Source organism: Arthrobacter arnarulunnguaqae, from assembly GCF_051262515.1.
Lineage (GTDB): Bacteria > Actinomycetota > Actinomycetes > Actinomycetales > Micrococcaceae > Arthrobacter_N.
Genome location: NZ_JBIMER010000008.1, coordinates 103711 through 122761, shown reverse-complemented (window position 1 = coordinate 122761; position 19051 = coordinate 103711). Strand labels below are relative to the sequence as shown.

Below are 19051 nucleotides of genomic sequence, written 5' to 3'. Positions count from 1 at the left end.
TTTCCTATTCTTGTCTGTTCGCGGTGAGGCGAGCGCATGGCTCTCGGGTAAAGGACTTAGGGACGGGCTGGTTTCACGGTGACGACTGGAACGTCGGCGTTCATAATGATTCGCTGGGCCGTGCTGCCCAACACGAATTTGCCCACCGTCGAGCGGCGACGCGTGGCAAGGACGATCATGGTCGCCCCATGCCTCTTGGCAGCCTCAAGCACTTCAAAGTCGGGGTCCTCGTTTCGGATTGGTTGCTCGATCTCGACCTCGATTCCCGCTTTTTCCCCCAGATCGCGTAGTGCGTCCAACTGTTCGGCCGAAGCCAAGTGCGGGTCCCCGAGCGCCCCGCCGCGGGATGAGTTCACCACTATCAGCTGTGTGTGGTGAAGGGAGGCTTCTTTGATTGCGAACAGAAGGGCCGCTTCGCCGCGGGTATGTGGCACATATGCCAGAACGATGCTCATCAGGGTTCCTTTCGGGGATTCTTATTTTGGGATTCATCCCGAATGCACTGTCCAGCGGATGGTAGGTATCCGAGTACGGTTTCCGTGACTGCTTCGGTTCCCGTTGTGGGGGATCCCGTGGGCAGGATGGGTATGTGGCCGTCGGCGAAGGCTGTTTCGACCGCCAACTCGATGCTTTGTGCGGCTCCGGGATGGCCACAATGGTTGAGGAGCATCGCGCCGCTAAGTATCTGGGACACAGGGTTAGCGAGGTTGCGACCGGCAATGAGCGGGGCGCTGCCGTGGATGGGTTCGAAGTAGGCGGCGTCTGCGCCGATGTTCCCCGAGGGGCACATGCCCAGTCCGCCGACGGTTCCAGCGCCCAGGTCGCTCAGGATGTCGCCGAGGAAGTTCTCCATTACCAGCACGTCAAAACGGTCCGGCTCGGTGACGAGCGCGTGTGCGGCCGCGTCGGCGTAGCAGTGGTCGGCCTCGACCTGTGGGTACTCGGTGGCCATCTCGTCGAAGACTTCCCGGAACAGGGCGAAACTGCGCAGGACATTGCTCTTGTCCACGCAGGTCACCCGGCGGACGCCATCACGGGGGGCGCCGGTCCTTCGCAGGGCAGTCTCGAACGCGAAGCGGACAACCCTCTCGGTGCCGGCACGGGTGATCAGCATCTGATCCGAGGCCGCGTGGTAGTTGCGCACGCCGGCTCCGCGCGACAGGTAGAGCCCCTCGGTGTTCTCTCGCACGATCACATAGTCGATGGAGCCGGGCTCGGCCGTGGTGGCAGCCCGAACGCCGGGCAGGAGTCGCACCGGGCGTACGTTGGCGAAGGTGTCCAACTCGATCCGGAGGATGCCGCCCAGGAGGCCGCCCTCGGTGCCGTCGGGTTTGCGCACCTCGGGCAAACCGACGGGGCCCTTGAGCACACCGTCCGCGGAGCGGAGCCGATCGAGAGCGCCGGGGAGCAGCGCCGAACCGGTCTCACGGTACAACTCGGCGCCTGCTCGTTCTTCGCTGGTATGGAGCGTGAGACCGGTCATCGCGCAAGCGGCCTGCATGATCCGGACCGCACTGCGGACGAGCTCGGGGCCGATCCCATCCCCGGGCATGACGGCCACGTTGAGTTCGCGCGGCTGGTTGCCGACCGGGACGGCAACGGTGATGTCGGATGAATTCATGTTCTTCCTTTTCGATCCTGGTCAGATGCCCAGATAGATGTAACCGACGGGCATGACGATCTGGGCGTATTCCTGCAGGACCAGAAGGAACCCCAGGAGCACGATCGGGTAGACGATAATCGTGCGAATGCGCGCTCTGGCCACCAGCCACAGGAACACCGGCACATAGATGATGGTTCCGACCAGCATTCCGAAGACGTAGACGATCATGATGTAGCCGAGGATCCACAGCAGGGAGATGGCCACTGTGCGCAGCATCTGGTGCCATGCGCTTCTGTCCGGGTTGCTTTCGAGCCGCTTGGCGGCTCGGTGCTTCCGGATGTCGACCATGAGGGCGATGATGCACAGGATCGCACCGATCCCCCCGACTAGTTTCGGAAACAGTCCGGCTGCCTCTGAGAAGGACTGCGCCAGGACGAATCCTGTGAGGAACAGGGCCAGGAGCGCTGCAGTAACCACCGGGTACAGGAACGTTGGGGCCACCGAGTCCCCGGTCTCAGCTCCTTCACGGATCGTTCCCTCCGGTTCACCCTTTCCTCGCAGTTTTTGGACCAGGCTGACCACGGCCGGAACGACCAGGATCGCGATCATGACTAGGACCGCGGGACGGGTGACCCATTCGGTGAAGTCATACAGATTGGCGGTGAGGAAGTAATAGCGTTCGAGCGGAATGGCAAGAACGAATCCGATGAGGAACGGGGCGCGAGGCACGTCGAAGGTCTTCATGACCCAGCCCGCCACGCCCAACAGCAACATCACCCAAAAGACCTGTAGCTCGAGGGGTTCCTGGAAGCCACTCATGAACAGGACCGGAATGATCGCCGCCGCAAGCAACGGAAAGCGGACGAAGCTTAGCTTGGCCAGGGGCTTGGCTAGAAGGAAGCAGAACAGGGCACCGACCACGCTCGCGATGGCGAACGACCACACGATGACGTAGACGATATCGAGGTTGTTCGTGAGGATTCGGGGACCCGGCTCGATGCCGAAGATCAACAGGGCGCCCAGGAGCAGTGCGAAGGGAGCGGCGCCGGGGATGCCGAAGAGGAGGGTCGGGATCAGTGCACCGGCCTCTACCGCGTTTCCGGCGGCGGACGGGGCGATGACCCCGCGGGGATCACCGCTGCCGAAGTTGCCCTTGTTCTTCCCGCGAGAGGTCGCTTGAGCCTGCCCGTATGCCATCCAGGAGCCGGCGGTCGCACCCACACCCGGCAGGATGCCAACCAGTACGCCGATCATGGACGCGCGCACAACGTGGAACCAGTGCTTGACGACATCCCTGGCTCCTTCTCCCCAGCCGGATCCGAGGTCCTCCACGCTGGAGATGGCACCCTTGCGGGCCACCAGAGAAATGATTTCCGCAACCCCGAAAATTCCCAAGGCGACGGCGACAAGCCCCAGCCCCTCGGTGAGGTAGAGGGAACCGAAGGTGTACCTGTACTCCGGTGAGGTCGGCGCCCCGCCGATCTGCGCCAAAAGAATGCCGAACAGGCCCGCGATGAGTCCTTTGAGTACGTGGCCCTTGGACAGCATGGCCGTCAATGCAACACCCAGCACGGTCAACATGAAGATCTCGGGCGAGCCCAGAGACAGTACCAGCGGGCGCGCGATCGGGATGGCCAGCGTCAGGGTAACGACGCCGATGAGACCACCGATCATCGAGGACAGGAATGAGATCGATAGTGCCCTCGCCCCCTGGCCCTTGCGGGCCATCTGATGGGCGTCGAGGAGCAGAACGGAAGCCGAAGCCGAACCGGGGATACCTATGAGAATGGAGGTAACGGCATCCGAAGTGTGGACGACTGCGACGGCACCGATAATCAATGCCATGGCCTGCGCCGGATCAAGCACGAACACAAAGGGAAGCAGCACCGCGACGGCACCGGTGCCTCCAAGTCCCGGAATGACGCCGATGACAAGTCCCGCGACAACGCCGATCAAGAGAAAGAGCAACATGCTCGGGTCTAGGAACGCCTCCAGTGCGGCAAGGGCTGCATCTACCATGAGCGCGCCTCCCCCACGAGCTTGGAGAGGTCTCCGGTGGCGGTAACCGTGTCCCAGGAATACGCCTGCGGGCCGGGGCCGCCCGGCTGTTCACGCATGCGTGCAGCCTGCCACTCACGGGGCAACCCCTGACGGCCTGGCGCGCTCCGGGTACTTTGCGTGAGCACAGATCCACGGGCCTGCATTGGGGTCATAGTGGGTCCCATCGTTTTTCCTTTCAGGGCCGAGTCACTGGGGTTGGAGGCTAGTGACTCAGCTAACAGTAACGAGCTTCACCCTATCTTTGTGACTTAAGTAGATGCGACTTACTGCAAATACCGTGAAGAAACACTTCATTCCACGGAGTGGGGTCAGCAGGATCATTGGGGATAAGGCGTGATGATAGGGCAGGCGAACTACGCCTAGGTTCTGTCTCTAGAGGCACGAATCCACCACGAGTGGGTCCTCGCTTGATTGCCCCACTTGTGGTGACCTGGGTGAAGCTAAACTTCACTCTGCTAGAGATCGTCCGGAGGGCGGGGAGGCTTCCAGGTAGAAGCCCACCGGATCAGGAGAGGAAGCGCCCATAGGCTCAGCAGAAGCCGCACGATGTGCAGACCCGCGACCAGGGCGCTGTCCGCCTTGAGCCCGGTACTGGCGGCAACCATTTCGCCTACGCCACCGGGCACCATGCCCAGCAGAGCTGCGCGCGGTTCCAGCAGCCCGAGTGCGATGACCACTGCGGCACCACCGATGCCCACGGAAATCAGCAAAACCGTGATGATCACCGCCGGCAGGACCAGGACACGCAGTTGCTTCATGAACCCCGGCAGCACAGTTGCCCCGACCGCGGTGCCGACGAGCACCTGGGCGACGAAACTGAGGCCTGACGGCACAGTGGCGGTCACGGTAAGCATCATGGTCGTGGCCGCGGATCCCACGATCGCTCCCGTGATCGGCCACATCGGGAGTCGCACCAGGCGTCCCGCTGCGGCGCCGGCCATTCCGCCGGCGAGAAGTACCAGAAGTTCGGGGCTCATCCGGTCTCCAGGGTTAGGATCAGCACTGGCAGGACGACCAGCACGACCACCAGCACACGGAACATGTGGATGGTGAGCACAACGTGAAGATCCGCCCCTTGGCGCTGGGCGGAGATGAGGAGCTCGCTGACGCCTCCCGGTGCCGCTGACATGACCGCGGTCAACGGGTCGATCCGGTGCCTGGTGAACAGGTATCGGGCCAGCAGCACGGTGCTGCCGAGGAGGACGGCAACATAGCCAAGGACGGGGGCGAGGGCGCCGAGCAGAAGTCCCAGAGTGTCCGCGGTCAACTGGGAGCCTGCGATGACCCCCAGCAACACTTGGCCGGTGATACGCAGTGGCCTCGGGAGGGCTCGGCTGTGCGTCCTAGCGGCCCGGCGGTGCCTCTTTCGGCGCGGAAAGCGCCTTTCGGACAAGGCGTTCACCGCCATGGCGCCACTCACAGCCCCGATCAGGGCACCGGCGGGTATGTGCAGCAAAGTCAGCACGCTGGCACCCAGGAAACCGCCCATGAGAAGCAGGGCGGCACTCTTGAAGCAGTCGATCCCCCAAGCCCGCGCGCCGGGCCTTCGGCTCACCGCGTCCGTCGCATTGATCCGAGGGGTCCTGTCCTCACCGCAGTGACCCGATGGAGCTTTTCCGGAGCGCGACGGCGGGGTCGAGCAGCTCGTTCCTGTCCAGACCGGTTGTGAGGAATGCCTCCAGATGAGCTGCGGCGATCTCGGCGAACTCGGTCAGCACTTCCTCCACGGTCCAGCCGATGTGTGGTGTGAGCACGGTGTTGGGCAGGCTCCGCAGCGGAGAGTCGTGGGGCAACGGTTCCTGCGAGAAGACATCCAGACCGGCAGCCGACAAGGGACCGGAGACCAGGGCGTCGATCAGTGCGGCTTCGTCGACGACGGCACCGCGTGAGGTGTTGACCAGGATGGAACCTGGCTTCATCTGCTGCAGTCGTCGGGCGTTGAGCAACCCTCGTGACTCGTCGCTGAGTTTCAGGTGCACACTGAGAACATCGCTGACCTTGAGGACAGTGTCCAGGTCAGCCAGGTTCGCGTCCTCGAGCACGGTCTTGTCGGGGGTCCTCCTCCAGACGACGACGTCCATGCCGTAGGCCCGGGCGATTCGAGCCACATTGGCCCCGTGGCGACCGTATCCGAGGATGCCCATTGTTCTGCCCTTGAGGGTCCGACCGGTGAACGGTCGCCACTGCCCAGCGACCATGGAGGCGTGCGCCTCCGGAATCATGCGCAGCGCCGCAACTGCCAGGGCGAACGTCAGTTCCGGGACCGCGGCCTTGGGCCCGACCGCTCTGCGCATGAGCGCAACCGGGATTCCCCGTTCGGCCAGATGAACGGGGTCCACGTGGTAGGCGTGCCCGCCCGATTGCAACAGGACTTCCAGTGCGGGCAGCCTCTCGAGGGAGCCCGCATCCAAGGTGGTGCGCTCACGAACCGCCATCAGCACCTGCACGGTGCGCAGGTAGTCGTCGCTCAGGTTATCGAGAGAACCGTGGACGACCCGGAGCTCCGCGAGTTCGCGCAGGCGCGCAGCGCCGGGCGATTGCCCGAGCAGGCCTTCCCGGTCGTCGATGATCAGTGCCGTCGGTTTCATGGTGTGGCCCCTGTGGTTGTGTTCTGGGCGGACGTGGTACTGATGGCATCAGCGGTGCCGATCACGCCCTCTTTAGCACCGGCAACAGGTTCCCGGTGACTCTGACGTGCAGGGATGCGACTCAGGCGGAGCTCCGTCGCCCGTAGGGTCTGGTTCGTGGACAAGAGGGGAGAAGCTGGCCGCAAACCGGTCCGGGCATGGCCGCCCGGACCGGTCGCACTTCTGGCGTCTACTTGCTGTCCACCGTCACACCGTGCTCGCTTTCGAGCATTTCCAGCGTGTACTTGCGGACTGCGTCGGGGATTTCGAAGGATTCGCGCAGATCCTCCTCTGCGACGTCACCGGCTACGATCGGGTACCCGCCGAGGACCTCTTCGCTGGTGCTGATGAACTCCTCGTCCTCGGCGATTTTGCTGACCGCGTCACGATAGGCATCGACGAGCTCGTCGGGCGTGCCTGCGTTGGCCCAGATCCCCTTCTGGTACACGTAGCCGGGAACCAGGAAGGACCGGTAGGCCTCATAGGCCTCCCCGTCGGGGGCGCCCCCATGGATCGACTCGTAGACTTCTTCCAGGGTCGGGAGGTCGGGCAGTGCGGGATCGCGCACAATCTCACCGTCCTCAAGGATTCCGAAGCTGAACAGCGGGACTGCAGTTCCGGCTTCCACCATGGGCTCGACCTGCGTCTTGTAGGCAGAGGTCGTCTGGTAGTCGAGGTTCACCTCACCGCGCTCCAGAGCCAGCCGGGCGGGGCCTCGGCCTTCGAAACCGAAAGTCGCGTCGATGTCGATGTCGAGCACGTCCATGGCCTGTAGCAGGGTCAGATCCAGGCCAGTGGCACTGATCCCGCCGTAGGTCAGGGTTTCGCCGTAGTCCGCAAGGTCTTCCGCGCTCTCGATCCCGGTTTTGGAACTGACGTACACCACTCCGCCCGTGCCGTTGAGCATCAGTGGGCGCATCTCCGCGAAGTCGAACTTGACCTCGGGCTGTCCGAGGAGTGCTTGGAAGTAGGTCGTGCCCGAAGTGACGAGGATGGATTCACCATCGGTCCCCCCGGAATGCACGAATTCATTGCTCCCCGTGACCGATTCGCCACCTGGCACATTTTCGACGAGGAACCGGGGATTGTCCTCGATGTGCTTCTCCAGGTACGGCGCCATGAACCTCGCCCAGGTGTCGGTTCCACCGCCGGCAGAGTACGGTACGTTCATGGTGACGGTGGACGGCATGCCTCCGTCCCCTTCTGCGCCGGCGACATTCTGGTTGGGAGCACTGCATGCTCCGAGCAGCAGAGTCGACGCGGCGGCCATGGCCGCAATGGTGCGCTTCTTGATCTTCATGTTCACGATCTGTCCCTCTTGTGTAGGAGGCGGCTTCGGCGCCGCCGGTGCTTAGTGTTTCTGGTCTCGAAGAATGTGCTACTTGGCCAGCCATTCGTCAGGAACGAGCACATGGCCTTCCATCAGCCGGCGTGACGTCCGGAAGCCGGAGACGCTGTTGACCTGCCACTCCTGCCCGTCGTGGGAAACGTCCCCGGCCATCACCAGTAGACCTGCGGGATGACCGATGACGAATTCCGTGTCGTGGGCGGTTGCAGCGTCGTGGACCAGGGTGCCGGGCAGGTGCGCCGCGACGGTCGTCGCGATGGCCCCGGTCAACGGATAAGAGTTGTGGACCCGGCCCATCGACATCATCAACGCCCGCACACTAGTTGCCCCGGCGAGGATCCTCGTTCCGTTGGTCGCCGTGTAGTCGCGCGGCGCACCGACCAACGACAGCTTTGGCACGGAAGGGGCCTCGTGTGTGGCCTGCTCCACGCTGCTCGTGATGCCCGCGAGAACGGAGGCATGTGCCCGCACCGCCTCCATCCTGCCCAGCAGTTCGGGGTCGGCGTCCAGTTCAGTCGGCAGTTCCAGGCCGGTCAGGCCCAGATCCTCCCACCGAACAAACACCAGCGGAGCGGCTGCGTCAACGATGGACACGGGGATTGTTCCCCACCCCGGCACCGTCAGGTCGTCCAGCACGGAACCGGTAGGCAAGAGTTTGCCGGTCACGGCCCCGGCCGGGCTGACGAAATCCATTTGCACCTTTGACGCGTAACCGGGCACCCCGGCCAGTTCGAACTTACCGGTGGGGTCGAATCGCCCGTTCTTCGTCGGAACATGGGCGACGATGACCTTGTTCGTATTCGTGTTCAGGAACTTAACGGTGGTCATGGGATCGGTGGCCTCCACCAGCCCTTCGTCGACAGCGAAGGGTCCTACTGCGGAGGAAATGTTGCCGCAGTTGCTCCTCCGATCGACCAATGCCTGGTCAAGGCTCACCTGACAGAATTCGTAGGTGACGTCCACACCGAAAGGCTTGCCCTCACCAATGATCGCCACCTTGCTCGTCGTGGACACCGCCCCGCCGAGCCCGTCGATCTGCCGCCGATACGGGTCTGGACTGCCCATGGCGGCCAGAATGAACGCGTCGCGCAGTGCGGGGTCCAACGGCAGGTCCTTCTCGTGGAAGAACAGCGCCTTACTGGTACCTCCGCGCATCACGACCGATGGAATCTGCATGAGTAAAACCCTCCCGGTTGCCCGACCTCCCGATGAGATCTTCGACACTTTCAGTGTTCCGGGCGCGAGAAAGTTAAGCAATAGCAAAGTTCTGGAACGCTAGTTAAGCTATACTTCAATCATGATCAAGCCTTCCAGCACAGAGAGAGTCCTGCTCCTCGCCGATGTTGCCTCCTTCGGCACGATGACCCTGGCCGCTGAAGCGCTGGGTTACTCGGTTTCGGCCATATCTCAACAGCTGCGCAAGCTCGAGGCCGAAGCCGGGAAGCCGCTACTTCAGAGGCACAGTCGCGGCATCGTGTTAACCGATGCCGGACGGGCGATTGTTAAGCATGCCGAGCAGATCCGGGGGCGTCTCGTGTCGCTCCAGCACTCCCTCGACGACATAGCCGGTCTCCGCGCAGGGACGCTTCGAATGGGCACTTTCCCTACCGCCGGATCCTCTCTGGTACCTCTTGCCATCAGCAAGTTCGCCCGCGAGCACCCACTCATCAACCTGACGGTCCGAAGCACGCGACTGGACGCCCTGCTGAAGATGCTTTCCACGCGGGAGATCTCGATGAGCCTCCTATGGGACTACGAGTGGTCCCGCCTGGAGGCAGCGGAGGTCGAATTCCAGCATCTCCTCGATGACCCCACGGACCTCGTGGTCTCGGTGTCGCACCGCCTCGCCTCCCGAGAATCCGTCGCCATGTCCGAGCTGCTCGACGAGATGTGGGTGGTGCGCACAGAAGAGCACCCCATGATCGAAGTGCTCATCCGGGCGGCCAACTCCATCGGATTCGCACCCCGAGTGGCCTATGAGGCCAACGACTACCAAGAGGCCCAGGCAATGGTTGCCGTCGGGGTAGGCATCGCACTCGTGCCCCGTCTCGCGCTGACCGTGCTGCGCGATGACGTACGGGTTATCCCACTTTCTGGAGAAGCTCCGCAGCGACGGATCCTCCTCGGGCGCATGAAAGACAGCCAACCCACGGCAGCTGAGTCTGCCATGACGGCAATGCTCGTTGACGCCGCGCGCCGACTCAGCGCCCAACGACCAAGGGGGACCTCCAGTGCCGGCTAAGGGTGTCCCTGGACTGCCTTCACAACGACTCCGACACGGTGGCGGACGCCGCATGGAGCGCTAGATTACGACGTACTTTCTTTATGTGGGCGTCCCGCGAGTTCGAGGAAAGGTAGCGAACGGGTGGCGGCTCGCGATCGGCGGTTGTTTCCCTCGTGCGGGGCCTAGACCACTTGCCACGGTTCAGGGAGGCTATTTCGGCTGGGCCTTGATCTATTCCTTCGCCTCAAAGTCGGCGACCCTGCGGTACAGCGTCGCGCGGGACATGCCGAGGTCCCGGGCGACGTGGGCGGCTGGTTGACCGGAGTCGATGAGGCGTCGGGCGTTGGCGATCTGACTGTCGGTGTAGGCGGCGCGGCGGCCGCCGAGGTCGTGGCCGGCGGCGCGGCGTTTGGCCACGGAGTCGGTGATGCGTTCGCGTTTGATCTCCAGTTCCATCTGGGCCAGGGCTGCGGTGAGGGTGAAGAGCATGCCGCCCATGGGGGTTCCGGTGTCCACGTCCCCGCCGCCGAGGTTGAGCACGCGCAGGTTGATGCCGCGCTGCCGGAGCTTTTCGGCGAGGGTGAGCATGTTCGCGGTGGAGCGCCCGAGCCGGTCCAGGGTCGTGACGACCAGGGTGTCACCCTCCTGCAGAGCCTCGAGCGCACTGTCGAAGGCTGGCCGTTTAGCGCGCGCCCCGCTGATCCCGTGGTCGACGTAAAGGTCGTCGCGGCGGACACCGGCGGCCAACAGATCTACTGTTTGCCGGTCGGTGCCCTGGCCCCGAGTGGAGACCCTCGCGTATCCGATGAGCTTGCCCATTCGCTCCCTTAATACTGTCTCGCAACAGTGGTTGAGTACCCGATTTCTTCTGACACCTTGTGAGACATGGTAGCAAGACAGTGGGACCGTTTAGTTTTCAGGGGAGCGGAAGTGTCTCGACGTGGTGTCTTGCAAGCGGCCGGTTGCAAGACAGGTGGTCGGCCCAGGAACAGATCGAATCGAGGTTGGCCGGACTTCCTAAGCCTTGATGTAGCGAGACGATATGCAGGTGGCGCTGGCTCGGGGGCCGACCGTGAACCCGGCATCCCGGTTCGGGGCGCTCGATGAGCCGAGACGCACGTCTTTAATGCCTTCGCCGCCGCGGATGTCGTAGGGGTTTTCCCAACCCCGCCGCCCTGCTCAGACTCGCCGGCGCGGTCCTCGTCGAGCAACACGATGAATGGGAAGCCGGAGACCGCCGCTATCTCTCGGAGGCCTCCATGGCCGAACTCAAGGCCATGGATGAGACCACCACCGCACCGATCGAGGAGGCGATTTCACTCCCAGAACTCACTGCAGCGTGATCAGAACACTGACCCTTACGGTGTCGAGGCAAACTCCACCTGAGCGGGGGCACACATTCTGGTTAGATTCCTCGCCTACTGTCTGCACTCTTTACTCTTTCTTCTTCATTCGCTTTAGCACTTTCTCGGATTTCCGGTCTCCCCCCTCAGCTCCGCTGCGGATCCATGCAGCGCCTTCTTCCGTCTTGCCCAGTTTCATGAGCAAAGTGCCCAGATTCAACTTTGCATAGAGTTCGCTCGCGTCCAGCCCCAGCTCCCGGGCGAGCGGGGCCGCGGTCTGCTGGGTCCTGACGAGGTTGGGCGCGTACAGGGTCTCGATGCCCACGCCGCCGAGGGCCGCCGGCAGCGCCATCGCCTGCTCGCGCCCGAGGTCAGTCAGGTCGGCGCCGGGTGCGGCGGTGTCGAGGTTCTGCCCCACGTTGGAGGTCGTTTGACCGTGGCGGACGAGGACGAGTCGGATGTCCCCCATCCTGCCACCGCCGGGGTTCCGGCCGCCGATGCCCGGGCGTAGAGTGACGCTACCTGACACTCGATGAGGGAGATGGCAATGGGCGAGTACCGCGCGTACACGGACAGCGAAAAGGCCTCCTACGTGGCCCCGGCCTGCGATCGGTGCGGACAGCATCGGCACATGACTTGGGAGGACAAGGGGGGCGGCGATGCGCATTGGGTTCCGCGCGACGCGGGCTGCTCCAACGAGGCCTGCACCGGATAGCGTCGGCTATTCGCCCGTCGCCTCGGTGGGCGTCGCGTCCTCAGGCTGCTCTATCCAGATCAGCTCCCACACGTGCCCGTCCGGGTCCGTGACGGCGGAGCCGTATATCCCCGGGAACTCGGATTCCGCCTCCCGGTAGACTGAACCGCCGTTGGCGGCGGCCATCCGCGTCAGTTCGTCCACGTGGTCGGACGAGTCGCAGCTGAGTGCGTTGAGCATCTGCTTCGCGCCCTCGCCGAACGACGCCTGGTCGCCGCCGCGAAGGAAGCCCGCGAAAAACGGCTCCTGGAGCGACATCACCCAGATGTCCGGCGTGACCATCCAGGCGGTGGCGTCGTCGTTGGAGAACGCCGCGTTCCGTTCGAAGCCCAGCGCCCCGTAGAACGCGTTGGCGGCGTCCAGGTCCCGGGTGGGCAGGTTGACGAAGATCATGCGACCCATGGCTTGTGTCCTTGTCTTTGGGCCCGGCGGTCCGCCCCGCCGGCGCGTGCCTTAAGACTAGACTGTGTTCCACGCCACATGCCGGGATCCCGGCGCCCTTCGACGGATGGTGACCTAAATGGGGTCGACGACGCCCGCCTCCCGGACGCTGCAGCGCCACGCGCGCGCCGCCCACGCCGTCCTGGGGCATGGCAGGCCGGACACGACGGCGGAGGGCTCGCCGCTCTCCAGCCTGCGCCCGGTGGTCCACGACTCCTGGCTCCGCTCGCTCGATTTCCTCCCCGACCCGGATCGCGTCCAACCGGGTCCCGGCCTGGCCGGCACCGAACTGGAGGCCTACCGCCGCGCCCATCCGCTCGCCGTCGTCATGCCGGTGATCGATCGTCTCCTGGTGCAGCCGGCGCGAGACACCGGTCTGCTGGTGGCGGTCGGCGACGAATTCGGCCGCCTGCTCTGGGTGGAGGGCGATTCGTCCGCCCGGCGCCGGGCAGAGGGCATGGCGTTCGTTCCCGGCGCCGACTGGTCCGAGCGGTCCGTCGGCACCTCGGCGCCCGGCACGGCGCTCGCCACCGGCCGCGGTGTCCAGGTCAGCGGCGCGGAGCACTACAGCCGGCAGGCGCACCGGTGGAGCTGCACGGCCGTCCCCGTGCACGACCCCGTGACGGGGCGCCTCATCGGCGTCGTGGATCTCACCGGCAACGCAGACGCCGTCGCCGCGCACTCCCTGTCGCTGCTGCACGCGGCCGTGGCCGCCGCCGAGGCGGACCTCAGATTCGGCGCTGCCAGGGGACGAGCCCCGCGGCGCTCCACCCCACGCGTCGCCGCACGCGCCGCCGTCCGTCCGGCGGGGGCGGGCCTCGCCGTCCTGGGGCACGACGCCGGAGTCCTCACCTCGGGCGGGACCCCGCTCGCGCTCGGCGGACGGCACGCCGAGATCCTGACACTGCTGGCGTGGCACCGGTCAGGGCTCGACGCCGACGCGCTCACCGACGCCGTCCTGGGCGACTCCGGGCAGCGGTCGACGCTGCGCGCGGAGATGGTCAGGCTCCGCCGCGCGCTCGCCGGCCATGATTCGTCGCCGTCGCTGGTCTCGCGCCCCTACCGGTTGGAGCCCCGTCCCGCGCTGGATGCCCGCGACGTGCTGGATCTCGTGGCCCGAGGCCAACACCGCCGCGCCCTGGCGGCCTACCGGGGACCCGTGCTGCCCCGGTCCTCCGCGCCCGGAATCGAGGCGATCCGCGCCGAGGTCTCCGGCGGATTGCGCCAGGGGATGCTTCAGGACGCCGGCGCCGACGTGTTGATGGACTACCTGGAGCTGCCGGAGGCGGCCCGGGACGCGGAGGCGCTGCACACCGCGTTGCAGGTGCTACCGCCGCGGTCGCCGCGCCGCGCCGTCGTCGTCGACCGGTTGGAACGGCTGGAAACCGAGCTCGCCTGATCCCCGGCCGGCACCCCGGACCCTCGTGAGCGGCTTTGGACCTTCCTGAGCGGCTTTGCCGCGTGTGGCCCGCTGTGGCTAGCGCATTTCCGTGGCAGCACGCGCAAAGCCGCTCACGACGGCCCGGTGCAACCCGGGTGCAACGTCCCCGGGCGTAGCGTCACACCCACCAGCAGCGAACACGCGCCAACAAAGGAGTTGCCATGACCGTCTATGCCGTCCCGGGAACCGAGGGATCGCCCGTCACGTTCAAGACCCGCTACGAGCACTACATCGGAGGCGAATGGAAGGCCCCGATCAAGGGCGAATACTTCGAGAACATCACGCCGGTGACGGGCAAGGGCTTCTGCGAGGTCGGCCGCGGAACCGCCGAGGACATCGAGGCCGCGCTCGACGCCGCCCACGCCGCCGCCCCGGCCTGGGGCCGCACCAGCCCGGCCGACCGCGCCGTGATCCTCAACAAGATCGCCGACCGCATGGAGCAGAACCTGGAGATGCTCGCCGTCGCCGAGTCCTGGGACAACGGCAAGGCCGTCCGCGAGACGCTCAACGCGGACATGCCCCTGGCGATCGACCACTTCCGCTACTTCGCCGGCGCCATCCGCGCGCAGGAGGGCGGCCTCTCCCAGATCGACGAGAACACCACCGCCTACCACTTCCACGAGCCGCTCGGCGTCGTGGGGCAGATCATCCCGTGGAACTTCCCGATCCTCATGGCCGTCTGGAAGCTGGCTCCCGCGCTGGCGGCGGGCAACGCCGTCGTGCTGAAGCCGGCAGAGCAGACCCCGGCGTCGATCCTGGTCCTCGCCGAGCTCATCGGCGACCTGCTCCCGGCCGGCGTGCTGAACATCGTTAACGGGTTCGGGCTGGAGGCCGGCAAGCCGCTGGCCTCGAACAAGCGCATCCGCAAGATCGCGTTCACCGGTGAGACCACCACCGGCCGCCTGATCATGCAGTACGCGTCGGAGAACCTGATCCCCGTCACGCTGGAGCTCGGCGGCAAGAGCCCCAACATCTTCTTCGAGGACATCGCCGCCAAAGACGACGCCTTCTACGACAAGGCGCAGGAGGGCTTCACGATGTTCGCCCTCAACCAGGGCGAGGTCTGCACGTGCCCGTCCCGCGCGCTGATCCAGGAGTCCATCTACGACCAGTTCATCGGCGACGTCGTCAAGCGCACGGAGGCCATCACGCAGGGCAACCCGCTGGACACGGACACGATGATGGGCGCGCAGGCCTCCAACGACCAGCTGGAGAAGATCCTCTCCTACCTGGACATCGGCCGGCAGGAGGGCGCCGAGGTGCTCACCGGCGGCGGGCGCGCCGACCTCGGAGGCGATTTCACGAACGGCTACTACGTGCAGCCCACGATCTTCAAGGGCCACAACAAGATGCGCGTCTTCCAGGAGGAGATCTTCGGTCCGGTGGTCTCGGTGACCACGTTCTCCGACTACGCGGACGCCATGTCCATCGCCAACGACACCCTCTACGGACTCGGCGCAGGCGTCTGGAGCCGCAACGGCAACGCCGCGTACCGGGCGGGCCGGGACATCCAGGCCGGACGCGTGTGGGTCAACCAGTACCACGCGTACCCCGCGCACTCGGCGTTCGGGGGATACAAGTCCTCCGGGATCGGGCGCGAGAACCACCTGATGATGCTGGACCACTACCAGCAGACCAAGAACCTGCTGGTCTCCTACTCGGAGGACAAGCTCGGCTTCTTCTAAACCCGGAGCGCGCATCCCGCGCCCCACCCGCACCATCGAATGCCAAACACGGGATTCGCCATTCACAGGTCGTGGGCGCGCACCGGCAACGTCGCCGGGGCGCGCACGCGATCCCAACAGATAGGCAAAACCATGAGCACCATGAAAGCCGCGATCGTTCGCGCCTTCGGCGAGGAACTCGACGTCGGTACGACGGAAGTCCCCACGCCCGGCCCAGGCCAGGTGCTGGTCAAGCTCATCGCCTCCGGAGTCTGCCACACCGACCTGCACGCCGCAGGGGGCGACTGGCCCGTCAGGCCGAGCCTCCCGCTCATTCCCGGCCACGAGGGCGTGGGCACGGTCCAGCAGCTCGGCGAGGGCGTCACCGAGCTAAAGGTGGGTGACCTCGTCGGCAACGCCTGGCTGGCCAACGCCTGCGGAAGCTGCGAGTTCTGCGGCACAGGCTGGGAGACGCTCTGCGAATCCCAGTCCAACGGCGGTTATTCCGTCAACGGTTCCTTCGGCGAGTACATGCTGGTGGACGCGAAGTTCGCCGCTCTCATCCCCGACGGCGCGGACCCCTACGAGATCGCCCCGGTGCTGTGCGCCGGCGTCACGGTCTACAAGGGCCTCAAGCGGAGCGAGGTGAAGCCCGGTCAGTGGGTCGTCATATCGGGAATCGGAGGCCTGGGCCACATCGCGGTCCAATACGCCGTCGCCATGGGCATGCGCGTCGCCGCCGTCGACGTCGCTGAGGAGAAGCTGGCCCTGGCCCGCAGCCACGGTGCCGAGGTCACAGTCAACGCATTCGCCGTCGATCCGGCGGAGGCCATCCAGCAGGCCACAGGCGGTGCGCACGGAGTGCTCGTCACGGCCGTGCACCCGGCGGCGTTCGGCCAGGCGATCGGGATGACCCGCCGCGGCGGCACGATTGTCTTCAACGGCCTGCCCCCGGGCGAGTTCCCGGCGCCGATTTTCGACATTGTGCTTAAAGGGCTGACCATCCGCGGTTCGATCGTCGGCACCCGGCAAGACATGGTTGAGGCGCTGGAATTCTACGCGGCCGGCAAGATCAAGCCCACGTTCCACACCCGCCCCCTAGAGGATGTGAATGCGGTCTTCGACGAGATGCGGCACGCCAAGATCGACGGGCGCGTGGTCATCGACTTCGTGGGAAGCGCCGCTTGAGACTACCCGCCTAGCAGGGGACCAGAGCGAGACCGGTCCGGACGAGCGCAGACCGCGCGCTTCCGGGCCGGGCCGCCACCGCACCAATAACAGGGAGAACACCATGGACGCGACACTCGACGCCCGGCCCGCAATCGAGGGCGAGACGCGCTCGCGCGTCGCGCTGACCGGGGAGGCGGCGGCGCTGCTGCGCCGGCTGTGGGACCGGCACGGACCGCTGATGTTCCACCAGTCGGGCGGGTGCTGCGACGGCTCGTCGCCGATGTGCTTCCCCGAGGGGGACTTCAAGACCGGGGGATCGGACCTCCTCCTGGGCGTCTTTGATTTGGCGGACGACGCCGGTGCGCCCCTGGGGGAGATCGGCTTCTGGATGTCCCGGGAACAGTTCGAGTACTGGCGGCACACGCACCTCACCGTGGACGTGGTGACCGGCCGCGGGGCGGGGTTCTCCGTGGAGGCCCCGGAGGGCAAGCGGTTCCTGATCCGCAGCCAGATCATCGAGCCGGAGGTCGGCTGAACAGACCCCTTTTCGGAGGCTCCGGGCATGGCCCGGCCCGGTATCATAGTGGTACGCCGTCGGCGTCCGCGCGCCGGTGCGGAGCCGCCGTCGATCGTGGGAAAGGGAAGCCGTGGACCAGTGGGGCGAGCTCCTGCGTGGACTCGATCCGTTGTGGGTATATCCCCTCGGCGCGCTCATCGTCACGTTGTCCGCGATGGTCCCCCCGGTGCCCAGCACCACGCTCTTCGTGGGACTGGGCGCGGTCTCCGCCAGCTCGGACGCCCTGGACCCCTACCTGCTGGCCGCCGCGATGTTCGCCGGCGCGCTGGCGGGCGACGCCGCGACCTACGCGCTGGCCCGACGGTTCGACATGGCCTCCTGGAGCCTCATGCGGGGGCGGAAACGCCAGTCCGCGCTGGATTCCGCACGGCGGCGCCTAGCACACGACGGACTGCCGCTGGTGATGAGCTCCCGCTACATCCCGCTGGGCCGGCTGACCATGAACCTGGCCTCGTCCCTGACGCCGGTCCCGTGGAACAGGTTCCTGGTCCACGCCTGCGTGGCGGGGGCCGTGTGGTCCGTGTATTCCGTGGGCGTGGGTGCGATGTCCGGCATCTGGCCGCAGGTCTCCACGGAATTCGCCGTCGTGCTCGCGATCGCCGTGTCGTTGTTGCTCGGCAAGGCGTTCAGCATGCTGGCCGAGTGGGTCGAGGATCGCCGGCCGGAAACCAGCCGGGACCTCGAGGTCCTGGCCGAGTAGGCCCGCCGGGCGGTTAGCCGAGCGTGGCGGTGTCGATGACGAAGCGGTAGCGCACGTCGGAGGCGAGGACGCGCTCGTAGGCGTCGTTGATCTTGTCGGCCGGGATGACCTCGATCTCCGAGCCGATGCCGTGGTGCGCGCAGAAATCGAGCATCTCCTGGGTTTCGGCGACGCCGCCGATCATGGAGCCCGCGAACGACCGGCGACCGCCGATGAGCGCCATCGCGTTGACCGGCAACGGTTCCGCCGGCGCCCCCACATTGACCATGGCGCCGCCGACCGTCAGGAGCCCCAGGAAGGCGCTGACGTCGACCGCGGCGCTGACCGTGTTGATGATGAGGTCAAACGAACCGGCCAAGTCGGTGAACGTGGATTCGTCGCTGGTCGCGTAGTAGTGGTCCGCGCCGAGGCGCAGGCCGTCCTCCTGCTTCTTGAGGGACTGCGAGAGCACGGTGACCTCGGCGCCCATCGCGTGTGCGATCTTGACGGCCATGTGGCCGAGGCCGCCGAGTCCGACGACGGCGACCTTCCTTCCGGGCCCGGCGCCCCAGCGCTGGAGGGGCGAGTAGGTGGTGATGCCCGCGCAGAGAAGGGGAGCGGCGACGTCGAGCTCGATGCCCTCGGGGATCCGGAGCACGAAGTCCTCGGTGACGACGACGTGCGTCGAGTAGCCGCCCTGGGTGGTCGTCCCGTCGCGGTCGGTGGCGCCGTAGGTCCCCACCGTTCCGTTGAGGCAGTACTGCTCGTCTCCCGCCGCACAGTTCCTGCAGTCCCCGCAGGAGTTGACCATGCAGCCCACGCCGACCCGGTCGCCGACGGCGTGTGTGGTCACCTCGGATCCGATCTCCGCGACGATGCCCGCGATCTCGTGCCCGGGGACCAGCGGGTACGGCTGCGGGCCCCAGTCCCCGCGCACGGTGTGGATGTCGGAGTGGCAAATGCCGGCGTACTTGATGTCGATCAGGACGTCGTGGGGACCGACGTCGCGGCGTTCGATGGTGGTGGGAACCAGGTCCCCGTCGGCCGAGGGGGACGCGTAGGCGTTGACGGTGGTGGTCATGGTGATTCTCCTTCTTGAGGGGTTTGGGGGCGCGACCG

The 19051-nt window shown here is 65.7% G+C and carries 19 protein-coding genes and 1 pseudogene; 8 read left to right on the top strand and 12 right to left on the bottom strand.

Going from position 1 to position 19051, the window contains the following annotated elements; all coding sequences use genetic code 11:
- Positions 1-56: 56 nt before the first annotated feature.
- The 8 genes from ACHAAJ_RS09705 to ACHAAJ_RS09670 form a co-directional block, all read right to left on the bottom strand.
- The gene (locus ACHAAJ_RS09705) at positions 57-455 is read right to left on the bottom strand and encodes a universal stress protein (protein WP_435727883.1); all 399 of its coding nucleotides are present in this window, start codon (positions 453-455) and stop codon (positions 57-59) included.
- On the bottom strand, positions 455-1621 hold the full coding sequence (locus tag ACHAAJ_RS09700; RefSeq protein WP_435727882.1) for an isocitrate/isopropylmalate dehydrogenase family protein: 1167 nt from the start codon (positions 1619-1621) through the stop codon (positions 455-457). Before ACHAAJ_RS09700 ends, ACHAAJ_RS09705 begins: the two co-directional genes overlap by 1 nt.
- Positions 1622-1642: 21 nt before the next feature.
- Entirely contained in the window at positions 1643-3622 is a 1980-nt protein-coding gene (locus tag ACHAAJ_RS09695) for a tripartite tricarboxylate transporter permease (RefSeq protein ID WP_435727881.1), read from the bottom strand.
- Positions 3623-4119: 497 nt separating this feature from the next.
- Entirely contained in the window at positions 4120-4641 is a 522-nt protein-coding gene (locus ACHAAJ_RS09690; protein WP_435727880.1) for an AbrB family transcriptional regulator, read from the bottom strand.
- Positions 4638-5072, bottom strand: a complete 435-nt coding sequence (locus tag ACHAAJ_RS09685; RefSeq protein ID WP_435727918.1) for an AbrB family transcriptional regulator — start codon at positions 5070-5072, stop codon at positions 4638-4640. The genes ACHAAJ_RS09690 and ACHAAJ_RS09685 overlap by 4 nt, the downstream gene beginning before the upstream one ends.
- A gap of 181 nt (positions 5073-5253) precedes the next feature.
- Entirely contained in the window at positions 5254-6252 is a 999-nt protein-coding gene (locus ACHAAJ_RS09680; protein WP_435727879.1) for an NAD(P)-dependent oxidoreductase, read from the bottom strand.
- A gap of 229 nt (positions 6253-6481) precedes the next feature.
- Entirely contained in the window at positions 6482-7597 is a 1116-nt protein-coding gene (locus ACHAAJ_RS09675; protein WP_435727878.1) for a Bug family tripartite tricarboxylate transporter substrate binding protein, read from the bottom strand.
- Positions 7598-7669: 72 nt separating this feature from the next.
- Complete coding sequence (locus tag ACHAAJ_RS09670) at positions 7670-8896, bottom strand: 2-methylaconitate cis-trans isomerase PrpF family protein (RefSeq protein WP_435727877.1); 1227 nt, start codon at positions 8894-8896, stop codon at positions 7670-7672.
- 40 nt (positions 8897-8936) lie between these two features.
- Here ACHAAJ_RS09670 and ACHAAJ_RS09665 point away from each other — a divergent pair, with 40 nt between their 5' ends.
- Complete coding sequence (locus ACHAAJ_RS09665) at positions 8937-9881, top strand: LysR family transcriptional regulator (protein ID WP_435727876.1); 945 nt, start codon at positions 8937-8939, stop codon at positions 9879-9881.
- Positions 9882-10094: 213 nt separating this feature from the next.
- Here the strand turns inward: ACHAAJ_RS09665 and ACHAAJ_RS09660 are convergent, their stop codons facing one another.
- Entirely contained in the window at positions 10095-10682 is a 588-nt protein-coding gene (locus tag ACHAAJ_RS09660; protein ID WP_435727875.1) for a recombinase family protein, read from the bottom strand.
- 338 nt (positions 10683-11020) lie between these two features.
- Here ACHAAJ_RS09660 and ACHAAJ_RS09655 point away from each other — a divergent pair.
- Positions 11021-11206 (top strand): annotated as a pseudogene (locus ACHAAJ_RS09655) (IS256 family transposase); the annotation flags it as partial.
- 91 nt (positions 11207-11297) lie between these two features.
- Here ACHAAJ_RS09655 and ACHAAJ_RS09650 read toward each other — a convergent pair.
- Entirely contained in the window at positions 11298-11675 is a 378-nt protein-coding gene (locus ACHAAJ_RS09650; protein WP_435727874.1) for a histidine phosphatase family protein, read from the bottom strand.
- Positions 11676-11753: 78 nt separating this feature from the next.
- On the opposite strand from ACHAAJ_RS09650, the gene ACHAAJ_RS09645 reads away from it, so the two are divergent.
- Positions 11754-11921, top strand: a complete 168-nt coding sequence (locus ACHAAJ_RS09645; protein ID WP_435727873.1) for a hypothetical protein — start codon at positions 11754-11756, stop codon at positions 11919-11921.
- Positions 11922-11927: 6 nt separating this feature from the next.
- On the opposite strand, the gene ACHAAJ_RS09640 is transcribed toward ACHAAJ_RS09645, so the two are convergent.
- Positions 11928-12362: a VOC family protein gene (locus ACHAAJ_RS09640; RefSeq protein WP_435727872.1), complete on the bottom strand. Its 435-nt coding sequence runs from the start codon at positions 12360-12362 to the stop codon at positions 11928-11930.
- Between the two features lie 118 nt (positions 12363-12480).
- On the opposite strand from ACHAAJ_RS09640, the gene ACHAAJ_RS09635 reads away from it, so the two are divergent.
- From ACHAAJ_RS09635 to ACHAAJ_RS09615, 5 genes are all read left to right on the top strand, one after another.
- On the top strand, positions 12481-13800 hold the full coding sequence (locus ACHAAJ_RS09635; protein WP_435727871.1) for a GAF domain-containing protein: 1320 nt from the start codon (positions 12481-12483) through the stop codon (positions 13798-13800).
- 203 nt (positions 13801-14003) lie between these two features.
- Positions 14004-15527, top strand: a complete 1524-nt coding sequence (gene adh / locus ACHAAJ_RS09630; RefSeq protein WP_435727870.1) for an aldehyde dehydrogenase — start codon at positions 14004-14006, stop codon at positions 15525-15527.
- Positions 15528-15659: 132 nt separating this feature from the next.
- Complete coding sequence (gene adhP / locus ACHAAJ_RS09625) at positions 15660-16694, top strand: alcohol dehydrogenase AdhP (protein WP_435727869.1); 1035 nt, start codon at positions 15660-15662, stop codon at positions 16692-16694.
- Positions 16695-16797: 103 nt separating this feature from the next.
- Positions 16798-17211, top strand: coding sequence for a DUF779 domain-containing protein (locus ACHAAJ_RS09620; RefSeq protein WP_435727868.1), 414 nt, complete (start codon positions 16798-16800; stop codon positions 17209-17211).
- Between the two features lie 112 nt (positions 17212-17323).
- Complete coding sequence (locus tag ACHAAJ_RS09615) at positions 17324-17953, top strand: DedA family protein (RefSeq protein WP_435727867.1); 630 nt, start codon at positions 17324-17326, stop codon at positions 17951-17953.
- Positions 17954-17966: 13 nt separating this feature from the next.
- On the opposite strand, the gene ACHAAJ_RS09610 is transcribed toward ACHAAJ_RS09615, so the two are convergent.
- Positions 17967-19013, bottom strand: a complete 1047-nt coding sequence (locus tag ACHAAJ_RS09610) for an NAD(P)-dependent alcohol dehydrogenase (protein ID WP_435727866.1) — start codon at positions 19011-19013, stop codon at positions 17967-17969.
- Between the last annotated feature and the right edge of the window lie 38 nt (positions 19014-19051).

What these genes read in the sequence shown, in the direction of transcription:
- ACHAAJ_RS09620 (WP_435727868.1), top strand. Translation starts at nt 16,798, where the DNA reads ATGGACGCGACACTCGACGCCCGGCCCGCAATCGAGGGCGAGACGCGC.
- ACHAAJ_RS09665 (WP_435727876.1), top strand. Translation starts at nt 8,937, where the DNA reads ATGATCAAGCCTTCCAGCACAGAGAGAGTCCTGCTCCTCGCCGATGTT.
- adhP (WP_435727869.1), top strand. Translation starts at nt 15,660, where the DNA reads ATGAGCACCATGAAAGCCGCGATCGTTCGCGCCTTCGGCGAGGAACTC.
- ACHAAJ_RS09660 (WP_435727875.1), bottom strand. Translation starts at nt 10,682, where the DNA reads ATGGGCAAGCTCATCGGATACGCGAGGGTCTCCACTCGGGGCCAGGGC.
- ACHAAJ_RS09680 (WP_435727879.1), bottom strand. Translation starts at nt 6,252, where the DNA reads ATGAAACCGACGGCACTGATCATCGACGACCGGGAAGGCCTGCTCGGG.
- ACHAAJ_RS09635 (WP_435727871.1), top strand. Translation starts at nt 12,481, where the DNA reads ATGGGGTCGACGACGCCCGCCTCCCGGACGCTGCAGCGCCACGCGCGC.
- ACHAAJ_RS09690 (WP_435727880.1), bottom strand. Translation starts at nt 4,641, where the DNA reads ATGAGCCCCGAACTTCTGGTACTTCTCGCCGGCGGAATGGCCGGCGCC.
- ACHAAJ_RS09705 (WP_435727883.1), bottom strand. Translation starts at nt 455, where the DNA reads ATGAGCATCGTTCTGGCATATGTGCCACATACCCGCGGCGAAGCGGCC.
- ACHAAJ_RS09645 (WP_435727873.1), top strand. Translation starts at nt 11,754, where the DNA reads ATGGGCGAGTACCGCGCGTACACGGACAGCGAAAAGGCCTCCTACGTG.
- ACHAAJ_RS09695 (WP_435727881.1), bottom strand. Translation starts at nt 3,622, where the DNA reads ATGGTAGATGCAGCCCTTGCCGCACTGGAGGCGTTCCTAGACCCGAGC.
- ACHAAJ_RS09610 (WP_435727866.1), bottom strand. Translation starts at nt 19,013, where the DNA reads ATGACCACCACCGTCAACGCCTACGCGTCCCCCTCGGCCGACGGGGAC.
- ACHAAJ_RS09650 (WP_435727874.1), bottom strand. Translation starts at nt 11,675, where the DNA reads ATGGGGGACATCCGACTCGTCCTCGTCCGCCACGGTCAAACGACCTCC.
- ACHAAJ_RS09640 (WP_435727872.1), bottom strand. Translation starts at nt 12,362, where the DNA reads ATGGGTCGCATGATCTTCGTCAACCTGCCCACCCGGGACCTGGACGCC.
- ACHAAJ_RS09685 (WP_435727918.1), bottom strand. Translation starts at nt 5,072, where the DNA reads ATGGCGGTGAACGCCTTGTCCGAAAGGCGCTTTCCGCGCCGAAAGAGG.
- ACHAAJ_RS09700 (WP_435727882.1), bottom strand. Translation starts at nt 1,621, where the DNA reads ATGAATTCATCCGACATCACCGTTGCCGTCCCGGTCGGCAACCAGCCG.
- adh (WP_435727870.1), top strand. Translation starts at nt 14,004, where the DNA reads ATGACCGTCTATGCCGTCCCGGGAACCGAGGGATCGCCCGTCACGTTC.